The sequence below is a fragment of the Paenibacillus sp. BGI2013 genome (assembly GCF_002843485.1).
GTDB classification, from domain to species: Bacteria; Bacillota; Bacilli; order Paenibacillales; family Paenibacillaceae; genus Paenibacillus; species Paenibacillus amylolyticus.
The window spans coordinates 217450-230809 of record NZ_PJFA01000007.1; the positions used below are offsets into that span (position 1 = coordinate 217450).

The following is a 13360-nucleotide window of genomic DNA, read 5'->3' on the forward strand; positions in this document are numbered from 1 at the left end:
ATATGTCGATTGATCTCCAGTTTATCTATACATCTTTTTTTCAAATCCTGAAGGCATTGCCACTGACACTTGTCATTACGATTGTTCCGTTGATTGCAGGCTTCGGAATCGGTCTGGCTACAGCTCTGATCCGTATCTATCGCGTGCGGTGGATTCACCGCATTGCTGACTTCTACGTTTCATTCCTGCGTGGAACACCGATGTTGATGCATCTATTCCTCATCTATTACGGTATTCCGATGATTATCGATAAGCTGGCGGAACGTTACGGTTGGGCTTTCCAATCCTCGTCGATTCCAATTCTCGTATTTGTACTGATTGCTTTCTCACTCACTGCGGGCGCTTATATGTCCGAGATTATCCGTTCAGGCATTCTTGCTGTGGATATCGGCCAGATGGAGGCGGCTCACGCTGTAGGTATGAGCACATTCCAGGCTTTAAGACGTATCATCATCCCTCAAGCGATCGGGGCGGTATTGCCTAACCTGTGCAGTATGTTTGTTGGGTTCCTGCATGGATCAACACTCGCTTTTACCGTGTCTCAGATGGACATCCTCGGTAAAGCGGATGTGGTGGCATCCGTCAGTCTGAAGTTTCTGGAGGCCTTTATCGCCGCAGCGTTCATCTATTGGGGGCTGACCATCATTGCCGAGCGGATCACTGCTCTGCTTGAACGTCGGGTTGCCGTGTACAGCAAAGGAGGCGTGTCATGATTACACTAACCAACATACACAAAACTTTTGGCAAGCAGGAAGTATTGAAGGGAATTGATCTGACCGTGGAACAGGGCGATGTCGTAGCGATCCTTGGACCGAGTGGATCAGGCAAAACAACGCTGCTGCGCTGCGTCAATTTTCTGGAACGTGCCGATGAGGGCGAGGTTCAGATCAGTGGATTAACCGTCGATTGCAAGCATGCACGCAAACATGACATTGTGCAGTTGAGACAAAAAACGGCGATGGTGTTCCAGCATTATAATCTGTTCAAACACAAGACGGTGCTGGATAACGTCACGGAGGGATTAATTATTGCCCAGAAAATGTCCAAAGCCGATGCCCGCACGCGTGCCTTGCGCGTGCTTGAACAAGTCGGACTGTCTGCCAAAATCAATGAGTATCCAAGTATGTTGTCAGGTGGACAACAGCAACGGGTGGGCATCGCCAGAGCATTGGCACTGAATCCCGAAGTGATTTTGTTTGATGAACCGACCTCGGCGCTGGACCCCGAGCTTGTGGGAGAAGTGTTGTCTGTCATCCGCTCCATTGCTCAAGAGGGGATTACCATGATTGTAGTCACCCATGAAATGGGGTTTGCCCGTGAGGTGGCAAATCGGGTTGTTTTCATGGATGGAGGTTCCGTTGTGGAGGAAGGGACCCCGGAGGAGGTGTTTGTACGTCCCAAGCAGGAACGTACTCGCCAATTCCTCAGTCGATATTCTTCCGACTGGAGTTATGTCATCTGACGATATAGGCGCAAGCTGTAGTAACTGACGATCCCGGCCCGGCATATGCTGTAACAGGCAAATGCTGATAGGCCGGGTTTTTCTATGGGTGAAGCAGGCCGTGACGGTAAGGAGGAGGACCATGCAGAGCAAAATCGATGAAATCATCACACATATTGCACACTCTCACCAGCAGATCGCACGTGTGCTGGATGCCAAACGCCAAGTCGCTGTACGCATGTCTGAAATCATCAATCATTTGCCAGATATCGAACCGGAGTTGGACGGCGTTGACGGTCTGCTGGATAGCTCTGGGCAAATCAACAAAAGCATTATCTCTTACTTGGGGGGCCTTGCAGATCTGGAAGAGGCTGTAGCCGAAACGCTGACCCAAGTCATGCGGGAGATCGCGGTTCAAGAGGAAGAATAAGCCCGGAAGGCGGGTGAAGGAACATGAGTAGAGAACAGAGCCTCATTCTGATGCTGGACGCAGCAGCCAAAATGCAGTGGAATATTGCCCTGATCCTGGAGGCAAAAGCGATTGAGGCCGAGAAGGTACGGAACTGGACGCTGAATCATTTGAATGGGGATACCTTTCTGACGCATGGGGATCAGGTAGGCGAGCCGCTTAAAATGCATGATCAGCTGGTGGAATTACTGGAAGGATTAACCCGGATGGAGACCGGACTGTGCAACAATCTCAAAGCGGTGATGGTGCAGAACGATAGCGAAGATGGCGGCGGTATGGACGGTGGCATGTTTGGCGGCATGGATCTGGGAGACATGGGAAAATGAGTCTGATGCGGCGTGAGCAGGAAGCCAAACTGGCGCTCATTGAATCCATTGCACACAGTCAGCAGGCGCTGGCACGCATTCTGGACAGTGTAGCCAGTGTAACCGCTCATTCGGAAGTATCCGCCCGCAGTCTGGCCGAAAACATTCGTTTGCTGAGTCGCTATCAGGCAGAAATGTCTCGTATGGTTACGGGAATCAGGCTGGCCCGAATCCAGCATGGGGAGCCTGGCTTGCCGTGGCTCAAAGACCCCGGGTGTGCAATTCGTATCGTTCGGGACATACAGGAGGAATGTTGACATGTTAAAGAAGAAGAAGAAAATACGACTGAGAACCAAAAGAGCTTTGTTAATCCGTGGAGCCCGTCTGCGCAAAATTCGCAAACTGCGTGCGCTCAGAGCCAAACGTGTTCTTCACAAACGTCCACTTAAAGGACGCAGTGCGTGGCTCAAAAAAAAGAAACGTGCGGTACGGCGGCACCGGAGTCCAAAGCCCGTACAACCAGTCGTCCCGGCTACCCCTACCGATCCGAACCCGGACGGTGCGTACAGCCAGGGATACAACGAGGCGTACAACGAGGGATTCAACGCGGGTTTCGCCAAGGGATTCGAGGACGGACATCAGCTGGCTTACAAAGCACAGTAACCGAGTAGATAGGATTATTACTGTATGGAATGATACCTGTATACAGTTAGCCCGGGGGACAAATCCCTCCGGGTTATTTGCATCGCCGCAAAAGCGGACATGCCCGTACAGGCGGATGTGGAGGGCATGCGCCAATTTTGCGCCTTGCAGGACACCCGTCCATGATGCATCTGACCCCGAGGCATATCCTTTAGAGGGAAGACCAATCTCGGGGAGAGTCTGGAAGTGAGATCTCCTGAAGGAAGACAGGGTGAATAATGTGGCAAAACGAAGGCACCGTCCGCTGACCGAAGCGGAAACGGCTTACCGCGGCGGATATGCAGAAGGCCGCAGATTTGGCGGCTGTCAAGCCATGATGGAGCGGGTGCAGATGTTTGAACCGACCCTGCGGGACATGAAGGTGTTATATATCCCGCAAGGATTCGACGCCATCGATGAAGGTGTCACCTTGGCTCTGCAGCAATCTGTACGTGAATGCGTTGTTGGATCGCCAGCAGCGATGTTGCAGGAAGCCAGTCAGCATCGGCCCGATGTTGTGCTCGTCATGAATGGTCTGCATGTATTCCCCGCAGATCATGTAGAGCAGGTGAATGGCATACGTGCACTCGGTATCCGAACTGCCGTGTGGTTTGTGGATGATCCGTATTTCACCGAAGATACAACGTCCCTTTGCCAGCACTATGATGTCGTGTTTACGCATGAAGAGGCCGCGGTGCCCTTCTATCTGGGACATGGAGCGAACCAGGTCATCTATATGCCACTCGCGGTGAATCCAGGCATGTTTCAACCGCGGCGCGCGGCACCGCAGCATCAGCACGACATTTGTTTTATCGGTACCGGATTCTGGAACCGGATTGCCTTGTTTGATGAGCTGGCCCCTTTTCTAGCGGACAAAAAGGTATTCATTGCGGGTAGCCAGTGGAATCGGTTGACACGCTATGATGTACTAGGCCGTTTCATCCACGAAGGATGGATTGCTCCTGGAGAGACAGTAGATTATTACAATGGCGCCAAGATTGTCATTAACATTCACCGGACTTGCGAGAATGGGGAAGACAATCGTAATACACATCATCTTAAAGGTCACTCGATTAATCCACGCACGTATGAGATCAGCGCCTGCGGCACAATGCAGATTACGGATGCACGTGCAGATTTACCCCGTTATTATAAGCCGGGATATGACATCGAGACGTTCACCAACGCAGCAGAACTTCAGCGCAAGATCCACTATTATCTGAAGCATGAAGAAGAACGACAGGCGATGGCGTGGCGTGGACTTCTCACCACGATGAACCAGCATACATTCACTCGCCGGATCGGTCAGTTGCTGGAACATTTGTAATTCCCGTCTGAAGTGCAGCATCAACAAGAATCCTATCCCAAAAAATAAAGGAGTGGCGGTATGTCTCTCAAACACCGTAAAACTAAAAAGATTCATGCACCCGTACTAAGCCTGGCTGATCAAGCACGCAAAAATGGGCAACATGCCGGATATGACGCAGGTAAGGAAGAAGGATATCTGCGCGGTCGCGCCAACTATATTGTGAATTGTGCACAGGAACCGTTGCCTTTCCGACAGCTTCACGTGCTGTATGTATCCTCGGGTAAAGGCTTCCCTTACTCCCCGTTGGATGAGGCCATTATGGCCACGCTACAGGGTATGGTAGCTCAAGTAACCCTCTCTGATCCGCGTCAACCGATTTCTGAAATTGCGCTGCAGACGCGTCCTGATCTTGTGCTTGTGCTGGATGGAATGGATATCCCCATCGAGCATATCGATGCGATTCGCCAAGCGGGCATTCAGACGGCGATCTGGCTCACGGATGACCCGTACTATACAGATATGACGCTGGATATTGTGACACATTTTGACCATGTCTTCACGTTGGAACTGAACTGTATCGATCTATATCGACAAATCGGCTGCGCGTCCGTTCACTACCTCCCTTTTGCCGCATTTACTAATCATTACTTTCCGATTACAACTCCTTCCCCGTTAAAACGGGATGTCAGCTTTATCGGCTCGGCCTACTGGAACCGGGTATACTTCTTCAATCCGATCATGCCTCAGTTGATGTCACACAATACGGTATTTAACGGAATCTGGTGGGACCGTCTGCCTGACTATACTGCCTATGGCGAGAAGATTGAGCTCGGGCGCTGGATGAGTCCGCCGGAGACCAATGATGTGTACAATGGCACCAAAATTGTCATCAACCTGCATCGATCCCACGAAGATGATTCCGTCAATAATAATCACCTCAAAATCGCGCCAGCTTCACCGAACCCGAGAACGTTTGAAATTGCCGCGTCCACGACGCTACAGCTGACCGACGCCCGGGATGACATTGCGCGTTTCTACAAACCGGGTGTGGAGATTGAGACATATTCCTCGCCGCAGGAGTTACTCGACAAAGTGGAATATTATCTTACTCATGAAAAGGAACGTCGTGAGATTGCACTTCGTGGACTTGAACGTACACTGAAAGACCACACGTATGGCAAAAGAATTAATGAAATGTTAACCATCATATTCCCTTAATTCTGGCCGGGAGGAGGTGTGCACAGTACCCTGTATCGGATAATCGTGTACAGGGTCCGTGCGGCCATGGCAACGAAACCAAAGATGATGTTATTTTCACATGTGTGTAATACTCGCAGCATTACAGGCGCCGAGAAGCTGCTGCTTCATTTTATGAGAGAGATCGGTACGATCTTTGAATGTGTGCTCGTAGCCCCTCAGGAGGGGAAGCTTGCGGGGCTTGCGCGAAGATTCGGTATTCAGGTCAAAATATGCACTCTGCCGATGCTTCACGGTGTGTACACACCTTACCTGGGCATTGCAGATGATGCGGAGCATCTTCGCCATACACCAGCGTATCAGGAAGCAGTCTCCCTCATACGGGAGACTGCTCCCGATATGGTGTTAACGAACACCTGCGTTAATGTGATGCCGGCTGTAGCGGCAAAGTCCCTTCAGATTCCGGTCATCTGGAAAATTACCGAGATCATTCATACAAATGAACATACAAACGAGGCAATCCAGATGATTGGGCGTTACGCGGATTGGATTATCGGTATATCCGAGACAGCGGTAGCCCCATTCCACGAAGCCGGCATAGGTGACAAAGTGACCATTATCTCCCCAACTTGGGAACCCGCGCTACCAGCACCGGACCGCTGGGTTCATCTGCGCGAACGCAAGCGTAAGGAGCTTGGTTTCAAATCATCACAGACCTGTATCGGTTATATTTCTTCATTTATATATGATGCCAAAGGGTTGAAACCTTTTGTAGATATGGCCTTGAGGATCTGTGAAACACATTCGCGCTGTCGTTTCTGGATCATCGGGGCACCATCGGATAAAAAGTATTACGACGAGTGTGTATCACGGGTGAAAAAATCTGGGTATTCACGCCGGTTTACCTTCACCACATTTGAAGAGAACGTATCTCTGGCGTATACCGCGATGGATATCCTGGTCATCCCAAGCATGGTCAAAGAAGGATTTGGCATGACCGCACTGGAGGGTCTCTATTTTGCCAAACCGGTCATCGCTTTTGCTCAGGGTGGACTGAAGGAGTTAATGGAATCTGTAGGCAGTGATGCATTTCTGGCCCCTCCGGGTGATACCGAAGCGCTTGTCACCTTGGCGACAACCTTGCTGAATGATGCAGAGCTGGCCTCAAATACGGGGTGGCGCAATCGGACAGAAGCGGAAAGGCTCTACGGCGTTGAAACCTACCGAACGAAACTGCATACGATGGTGACACAGTGGTTATTGCGTTTTCCCGGATGGTTTGCTTATATCCAACCTCCGAATGGACCTGTGTATACCCATGGGGAGGGAGGACTGCGCACTGTACTGGTTCTGGAGCCAACTACGGTTCGGGCACTATTATTCCCACTGACCGTCATACAGGCGTTGCCACATTCCTCATTACCTCCAATCGCATTGGGTCACGATGCTCCTGTTGCCTCAGGTACTGTCCCGGCTGCAAAGCCGATTCAACAGAGGGGCAAAACGCGGAAACGTCGTCGCAAGCCACTTGCACCTCATTCACGCCGAGACCGTGAGGGGCTGAAACGTACTTCCGGAACTGGCAGACGTAAGGGGAGAACCCGTACAACCAAGGGACCGCGTCCACATATGGGGAAATCGGCTAGTCGCAGACGCAAATCTGCCAAAGCGGGACGTAGCCGAGCAGGGCGCAAGGGTTCCAATACAAGATGAAGGCAGGGATTACGATGAAGATCATGACGGTGCTGGGTACGAGACCTGAGATCATACGGCTCAGCCTGATCATCTCCAAGCTGGACCAGTACGCGTCCAAACATATTCTGGTGCATACGGGACAGAACTTCACGGAAAGTCTCAGCGGTCTCTTTTTCAAGGAAATGGGCCTGCGCGCACCGGATTACGTTCTTCAGGATGAAGCGGCCACTCTGGGACGACAGCTATCCTCGATGTTTACGCAGATGGAAGATCTGATATTGCAGGAGAAACCCGATAAATTGCTGCTGCTCGGCGATACCAATAGCGCATTATGTGCAGTATTGGCTGAGCGCATGGGTGTTCCTGTTATTCATATGGAAGCAGGCAATCGTTGCTTTGACCTGGATGTGCCTGAGGAGAAAAATCGTAAGGTTATTGATGCCATCTCCACCGTTAATATGCCTTACACGGAACAGAGCAAGAAACATTTGGTCAGCGAAGGGGTACCAAGCAGGCGCATCGTGCTAACGGGCAATCCCATCTATGAAGTCATGCAACACTACGACGCGCAAGTAAGTTCCAGCAAAATACTGAAGAAGCTCAAGCTGAAGTCTGGGCAATACTTCCTGGTTACTGCCCATCGAGCTGAGAATGTGGATCATGCCCCTCATTTGCTGGAGATTATGAAAGGACTGAACCAGGTCGCAGAGGAACACGGGTTGCGTGTGATCTGCAGTATTCATCCGCGTACAGCAATCCGGATTGCGGAGCATCTGCATCTGGAGATGAACCCGCTGGTGGAGTTTCACGAGCCGTTTGGATTCTTCGACTTTGTAATGCTTGAACGTCATGCACGCTGTGCACTTACGGATAGCGGTACCGTGCAGGAGGAGTGTTGCATTATGGGCGTGCCGACCGTAACGATGCGTCGAACTACCGAGCGGCCGGAAACGGTCGATTGCGGCAGCAATGTAGTCTCCGGTCTGGATGCCGCGCGCATCGCAGATTGCGTGAAAGTCATGACAAAGATGTCTAGCGACTGGGATTGCCCGCAAGGTTACAAAGCCACAGATGTATCCAGTAAAGTGGTTAAATTTCTGCTTGGAGGGAAAATGCATGTTTGAAAATAAGCGTATACTCGTGACTGGTGGTACGGGATCATGGGGTTATGAACTTGTGGCTCAACTACTGCCCCAGCAGCCCAAAGAAATTATTGTATATTCCCGGAACGAGTCTAGCCAAGTCGCTATGAGTCGTGAATTTGAAGACCCACGTCTTCATTTCCGGATTGGAGATATTCGTGACAAGGACGCCTTGACGGCGGCTTGCCAGCATGTGGACTATGTATTTCATCTGGCTGCGCTCAAGCATGTTCCGGTGTGTGAAGACCAACCGTACGAAGCACTCAAAACCAATGTGATTGGTACACAGAACGTAATTGAGGCCGCTATTGAGAACAAGGTGGAAAAAGTAATCTATATCTCGACTGACAAGGCTGCCAATCCGTCCAACTTCTATGGCATGACAAAAGCGATCGGCGAGAAATTAATTGTATATGCAAACTTGTTACACAGCGATACCAAGTTTGTTACGGTACGGGGTGGAAATGTACTGGGAACAAACGGAAGTGTAGTACATCTGTTCAAGAATCAGATCCGCCAGAAAGGGCAGGTCTCCATCACGGATATGAGTATGACTCGATTCTTTCTTACGCTGAAGGACGCAATTACCTTGCTGTTCAAAGCTTCGGTGGAAAGTGTCGGTGGAGAGATCTTTGTCATGACGATGCCTACCTGCAAAATCGTTGATCTCGCGGAAGTACTGATTGAGGATTCCGGTGTGGAGAATGTGAGCATTGTAGAACGGGGCATTCGTCCAGGGGAGAAAATCCATGAAATATTGATGAGTGAATTCGAGAGCATGACCACCGTTGTCTACGATGAGCAGTACCTGGTAATTCTTCCTACCCTGGGCATACCGGGCCTGCGTGAACATTATACCAATTGTCCTCCGGTCTCCTTTAACAGTTTCAGTTCTGAACACCAACTCATGACCAAAGAGGAGATTCGTGAAATTCTGAAACGCGGAGGATTCTTGTCATGAAACTGCTGATACTTGGTGGAAACGGAATGGCCGGCCATATTTTGGTCGACTATTTCCGCCGTCAAGGTGTACACAGCGTCTTCTACACATCTCGGGATGTAACAGACCCCAATGGTCTGCTCCTGGATGTGAACGACAGCTTCATGGTTGATCGATTGGTAGAAGCTGTGCACCCGGATGTGATTATTAATGCTGTAGGTGTGTTGAACAACTTCGCAGATGAGGACAAAATTACTGCATATCATATTAATGGTTTCCTGCCACATCGTCTGCGGCGGGTTGCAGATACGATTGGTGCACGCCTGATTCATATCAGCACGGACTGTGTGTTCAGTGGAGAACGGGGAGCATACCGGGAAGATGATGTTACGGATGGGACTTCAGCTTACGCTATCACCAAAGCACTTGGCGAAGTTCAGGATGAAGGTCATCTGACGATCCGTACGTCCATCATTGGACCCGAGATTCGCCAGGGCGGCATTGGTCTGATGCAATGGTTTATGTCCAGCACAGGTGAAGTTGGGGGGTATACCCGCGTATTTTGGAACGGTGTGACCACCCTTGAGCTGGCCAAATGGGTAGACCATTACCTGGCCTCATCGGTTAGTGGTCTGATCCACTTAGCTCATCCGGCACCTGTCAGCAAGCATGACCTGCTTGTATTGTTCAAGCAGACCTGGGATAAGCAGGATGTGACGATTGTGCGTGATGACAGTGTAGTGCAGGACCGTACGCTGGTGTCCACTCGCGAGGATGTGAAGACAGACCTGCCGGATTATTCTACAATGCTGAAGGAGTTGGCATTATGGATGGAGCAGAGCTGAGAGGCAAAAAAGTGCTGATTACAGGCGCTTCCGGTTTTACCGGGCGACATGCCGTATCTTATTTTCGGGAAGCGGGTGCAGTGGTTGCAGCGGTAGTCCGGAGGCCGGATGTGTATTCATTCGGTAAAGGTGCACAAGTCCATGTCTGTGATCTGAACGATAAACAGCAAGTACGTCATCTGATCGGCGAGGTGCAGCCCGACTATGTGCTGCATCTCGCTGGCAAAAATTCAGTGCCTGATTCGTGGTCTGATCCACTACTGGTCCTGGAGACCAATGTGATGGCCGTGCTGTATCTGCTGGATGCGCTTCGCAGTTGTCCGACAGCACGAACCGTTATTGTAGGATCGCGGTTAAAATATACGCCGGAACCTGGCCAGATTCCCCAGCCTCCGCATCCATACAGTCTCAGTAAAGCGCTGGAAGAGATGGTGTCCTTGTCGTGGATGTCGCTCTTCGGACAACAGATCATGCTGGCGGAGCCAGGCAATCTGATTGGTGCGGGTCCTTCCACAGGCATCTGTTCACTGCTTGCACGCCATGTTGTTGCCTGTGAGCAGGCGGGCAAAACCGAGGCATTCCGTCTGTCCGGACGGGACAATACCCGTGACTTTCTGGATGTGCGGGATGCCGTCAGAGCGTATGCGACCCTCCTGGTACACGGGTCCAGCGGTACAGTATACTCGGTGGTGTCTGGAGTTGAGCGCAGTCTTGGTGAAATTGCAGATCTGCTGTTATCCATGACAGAAGCGGAAGTTCCTGTTCGCTGGGATGGGGCATCTTCTGGTCCGGATGGTTCGGGGAAACAGGAGGAATTATCACTGCTGCGCAAGCTTGGCTGGCAGCCGATGATTCCATTTGCCACATCACTTCAGGATATCCTGAGTGATGTTCGTGTCCAGCAAGGGAGGACGACAAGTTGAATCCGAGAGTATCCATTGTCATTCCATTCTACAACTGCCCTTATGTGCCTCAGGCGATTCAAAGTGCGCTGAACCAGACGTATCCTGATGTGGAGATCGTTGTTGTGAATGACGGTTCAACCCGGCATGCAGAGTTGCTTCAACCCTATCTTCCTTATATTAATGTGCTCGGCAAAAGCAATGGCGGGACGGCTTCGGCACTTAATCATGGCATCCGCCATGCCTCTGGTGATTATGTAGCCTGGCTCAGTTCGGATGATTATCTGTACCCGGATAAAATTCGTTACCAGCTGGAGTTTATGCAGCGTGAGAATGTGCTCGTCTCCCATACGAACTTTCATTATATCAACGAGCATTCGGCAGTTACCAAAATGCATGGTGGGCCTGAACCGATGTCGGATATGGATTTACTAAGACGGTTTGTTAACGGCAATCCAGTGAATGGCTGCACGGTCATGATTCGCAAGGATCTCTTTAGTGGAGTGGGGCTGTTCGATGAACTTCTTCCCTACACCCATGATCTGGATCTCTGGATGCGGATTGTACTGAACGGTCATCGGTTCCCATACCTGAATGAACCGCTTACTGCCTATCGGTGGCATGGTGGAATGGGATCGGTACGTCATGCGGATGTCATCGGCAGAGAGGCATCCATGGTATGGTCCAGATATCGGGAACCGCTGTTGCAGCGAATAGCGACGCTTGGTGGGTAGCGTAGGGAGGGCAGTTAAGAAAGCCAAAAGATGGCTGATTAACGCCCTCTTTGCGCAGCATTTTACCTAAGACAGTAAGAGGAGGGGAAGACCCGAATGGAGCCAAAAGTATCGATCGTCATTCCTTTTTACAATTGTGCTTATATCGAGCAGGCTGTTCACAGTGCCATTCACCAGACGTATCCGCATATCGAAGTCATCGTGGTGGATGATGGGTCAACCGAGCACGTGGAGCGGCTACAGCCATTCATGGATTCCATCCACTATATTCGCAAAGAAAACGGTGGAACCGCGACAGCATTAAATGAGGGCATCAAACATGCAACAGGGGATTACTTTGTCTGGCTCAGCTCAGATGATGTGATGCTGCTGGACCGGGTGGAGAAACAACTGAAGTTTATGCGCGAGGTTAAGGCTTCATTCTGCCATGGTGCCTACCATTATGTGAATGAGAAGAGTGAATGGTTGGATACGGTGCATCCGGAAGTGGGAAGTCGTCTGGAGATGTTGCAGGTACTGCTGGAAGGTTGTCCGATCAACGGCTGTACTGTCATGTTAGAGATGGAAGCATTTGAGCGGTTTGGACTGTTCGACACTGATTTTCGCTACACCCATGACTATGAGATGTGGATGAGGCTGTTTCCAATGTATGAGCTGTTCTACTACAATGAACCTCTGATGTGTTACCGATTGCATGAGTCAATGGGAACCAAACGTCACTTCAAGGCACTGGTTGCCGAGATGGAAAAAGTTCAAGAGAAGCATCGGCCTATTCTGTTTAACTTACTTCAGGTTGGCGGGTACTGGAAGTAGATGGATTTGGCAACGATGGCTGAATGGAATAGGTATTAAATGGACAGGAGAGCACCCTTATGAAACACTTTTTAAGTGTTATAAGTGGAAGCTCTTTTTTTGCTTTATGGGCAGATACGTGGACACAAAGGGTGATCGATTGCTGAAGTCTCTGTATAATGAAATGATTCATACACGGAAGGGACTGGACTATGCGCAGATATCAATATCTTAAACCCAACTATTAATAAACTAATGGAGGTAAGAGTATTGATTACAGAGTTATACACAGAACGGTTATATTTGCGAAAAATGAACGTATTGGATGCGGCCAGCTTGTTTAAAATTTGGTCTGATCCGGATGTAACTAGATTTATGAATATCACTCATTTTACGGATGAAAATCAAGCTATAGCCATGATTAATCTTCTGAATGATCTTGCTCAGGAAAACAAGGCCATTCGGTTCTCTATCCTTGTGCAAGAGTCCAACGAAATCATAGGTTCATGTGGTTATAATGCACTGGATTTTGACAATCTCAAAGCAGAAATTGGGTATGACATTGCCAGATCACACTGGGGGAAAGGATATGCTACGGAAGCGATCTCTTCTTTATTAGCTCATGCATTCTCGACTATGAAGCTGAATCGTATTGAGGCAAAGGTTGACCCCGATAATGTGAATTCTATCAAGCTATTGCAAAAGCTCAATTTCACATACGAAGGCACCCTCAGAGCATACGAGAGGGTAGGTGAAACGTTCAGTGATCTGAATATGTATTCCAAGTTGGCGACAGATTAGAGAGATCTGTAATAGCGTGTTCTCGGTCCGTTAGAACACATTTGAAGCGAACAAGGGGTGTCCTCAGTCATTCATATGACAGATGGGACACCCCTTGTTTGATATTT

At 49.9% G+C, this 13360-nt stretch carries 16 protein-coding genes; all 16 read left to right on the forward strand.

Features of this window, described 5'->3' with window-relative positions; all coding sequences use genetic code 11:
• The first annotated feature begins 2 nt into the window (after positions 1–2).
• Complete coding sequence (locus CXK86_RS18965; RefSeq protein WP_036673453.1) at positions 3–713, forward strand: amino acid ABC transporter permease; 711 nt, start codon at positions 3–5, stop codon at positions 711–713.
• Positions 710–1462 carry an amino acid ABC transporter ATP-binding protein gene (locus CXK86_RS18970; RefSeq protein ID WP_101314258.1) on the forward strand — a complete coding sequence of 251 codons (753 nt, stop codon included), beginning with the start codon at positions 710–712 and terminating at the stop codon, positions 1460–1462. The genes CXK86_RS18965 and CXK86_RS18970 overlap by 4 nt, the downstream gene beginning before the upstream one ends.
• Before the next feature lie 121 nt (positions 1463–1583).
• Positions 1584–1871, forward strand: coding sequence for a hypothetical protein (locus CXK86_RS18975; RefSeq protein ID WP_017692509.1), 288 nt, complete (start codon positions 1584–1586; stop codon positions 1869–1871).
• 23 nt (positions 1872–1894) lie between these two features.
• Complete coding sequence (locus tag CXK86_RS18980) at positions 1895–2236, forward strand: alpha-helical endospore appendage domain-containing protein (RefSeq protein WP_017692510.1); 342 nt, start codon at positions 1895–1897, stop codon at positions 2234–2236.
• Complete coding sequence (locus CXK86_RS18985) at positions 2233–2532, forward strand: hypothetical protein (protein WP_017692511.1); 300 nt, start codon at positions 2233–2235, stop codon at positions 2530–2532. The genes CXK86_RS18980 and CXK86_RS18985 overlap by 4 nt, the downstream gene beginning before the upstream one ends.
• Before the next feature lies 1 nt (position 2533).
• Positions 2534–2878, forward strand: coding sequence for a FliH/SctL family protein (locus CXK86_RS18990; RefSeq protein WP_101314259.1), 345 nt, complete (start codon positions 2534–2536; stop codon positions 2876–2878).
• Positions 2879–3128: 250 nt separating this feature from the next.
• Positions 3129–4223, forward strand: coding sequence for a CgeB family protein (locus tag CXK86_RS18995; protein WP_081745808.1), 1095 nt, complete (start codon positions 3129–3131; stop codon positions 4221–4223).
• A gap of 60 nt (positions 4224–4283) precedes the next feature.
• Entirely contained in the window at positions 4284–5423 is a 1140-nt protein-coding gene (locus CXK86_RS19000; protein ID WP_076319759.1) for a CgeB family protein, read from the forward strand.
• Between the two features lie 66 nt (positions 5424–5489).
• On the forward strand, positions 5490–7115 hold the full coding sequence (locus CXK86_RS19005) for a glycosyltransferase family 4 protein (protein ID WP_144029807.1): 1626 nt from the start codon (positions 5490–5492) through the stop codon (positions 7113–7115).
• 14 nt (positions 7116–7129) lie between these two features.
• Positions 7130–8221, forward strand: coding sequence for a non-hydrolyzing UDP-N-acetylglucosamine 2-epimerase (wecB, locus tag CXK86_RS19010; protein WP_036605946.1), 1092 nt, complete (start codon positions 7130–7132; stop codon positions 8219–8221).
• Entirely contained in the window at positions 8214–9200 is a 987-nt protein-coding gene (locus CXK86_RS19015; RefSeq protein ID WP_017692517.1) for a polysaccharide biosynthesis protein, read from the forward strand. The genes wecB and CXK86_RS19015 overlap by 8 nt, the downstream gene beginning before the upstream one ends.
• Complete coding sequence (locus CXK86_RS19020) at positions 9197–10024, forward strand: dTDP-4-dehydrorhamnose reductase family protein (RefSeq protein ID WP_036605842.1); 828 nt, start codon at positions 9197–9199, stop codon at positions 10022–10024. The genes CXK86_RS19015 and CXK86_RS19020 overlap by 4 nt, the downstream gene beginning before the upstream one ends.
• A complete protein-coding gene (locus CXK86_RS19025; protein WP_101314261.1) occupies positions 10006–10947 on the forward strand; it encodes an NAD-dependent epimerase/dehydratase family protein in 942 nt (313 codons plus the stop codon). The genes CXK86_RS19020 and CXK86_RS19025 overlap by 19 nt, the downstream gene beginning before the upstream one ends.
• Positions 10944–11660, forward strand: a complete 717-nt coding sequence (locus CXK86_RS19030; RefSeq protein ID WP_074096304.1) for a glycosyltransferase — start codon at positions 10944–10946, stop codon at positions 11658–11660. The genes CXK86_RS19025 and CXK86_RS19030 overlap by 4 nt, the downstream gene beginning before the upstream one ends.
• Positions 11661–11756: 96 nt before the next feature.
• Positions 11757–12473, forward strand: coding sequence for a glycosyltransferase (locus CXK86_RS19035; protein ID WP_101314262.1), 717 nt, complete (start codon positions 11757–11759; stop codon positions 12471–12473).
• 249 nt (positions 12474–12722) lie between these two features.
• Entirely contained in the window at positions 12723–13253 is a 531-nt protein-coding gene (locus tag CXK86_RS19040) for a GNAT family N-acetyltransferase (protein ID WP_101314263.1), read from the forward strand.
• Positions 13254–13360 lie beyond the last annotated feature (107 nt).

What these genes read in the sequence shown, in the direction of transcription:
- CXK86_RS18975 (WP_017692509.1), top strand. Translation starts at nt 1,584, where the DNA reads ATGCAGAGCAAAATCGATGAAATCATCACACATATTGCACACTCTCAC.
- CXK86_RS18990 (WP_101314259.1), top strand. Translation starts at nt 2,534, where the DNA reads ATGTTAAAGAAGAAGAAGAAAATACGACTGAGAACCAAAAGAGCTTTG.
- CXK86_RS19035 (WP_101314262.1), top strand. Translation starts at nt 11,757, where the DNA reads ATGGAGCCAAAAGTATCGATCGTCATTCCTTTTTACAATTGTGCTTAT.
- CXK86_RS19000 (WP_076319759.1), top strand. Translation starts at nt 4,284, where the DNA reads ATGTCTCTCAAACACCGTAAAACTAAAAAGATTCATGCACCCGTACTA.
- CXK86_RS18985 (WP_017692511.1), top strand. Translation starts at nt 2,233, where the DNA reads ATGAGTCTGATGCGGCGTGAGCAGGAAGCCAAACTGGCGCTCATTGAA.
- CXK86_RS19005 (WP_144029807.1), top strand. Translation starts at nt 5,490, where the DNA reads ATGGCAACGAAACCAAAGATGATGTTATTTTCACATGTGTGTAATACT.
- wecB (WP_036605946.1), top strand. Translation starts at nt 7,130, where the DNA reads ATGAAGATCATGACGGTGCTGGGTACGAGACCTGAGATCATACGGCTC.
- CXK86_RS18965 (WP_036673453.1), top strand. Translation starts at nt 3, where the DNA reads ATGTCGATTGATCTCCAGTTTATCTATACATCTTTTTTTCAAATCCTG.
- CXK86_RS18970 (WP_101314258.1), top strand. Translation starts at nt 710, where the DNA reads ATGATTACACTAACCAACATACACAAAACTTTTGGCAAGCAGGAAGTA.
- CXK86_RS18980 (WP_017692510.1), top strand. Translation starts at nt 1,895, where the DNA reads ATGAGTAGAGAACAGAGCCTCATTCTGATGCTGGACGCAGCAGCCAAA.
- CXK86_RS19025 (WP_101314261.1), top strand. Translation starts at nt 10,006, where the DNA reads ATGGATGGAGCAGAGCTGAGAGGCAAAAAAGTGCTGATTACAGGCGCT.
- CXK86_RS19015 (WP_017692517.1), top strand. Translation starts at nt 8,214, where the DNA reads ATGTTTGAAAATAAGCGTATACTCGTGACTGGTGGTACGGGATCATGG.
- CXK86_RS19020 (WP_036605842.1), top strand. Translation starts at nt 9,197, where the DNA reads ATGAAACTGCTGATACTTGGTGGAAACGGAATGGCCGGCCATATTTTG.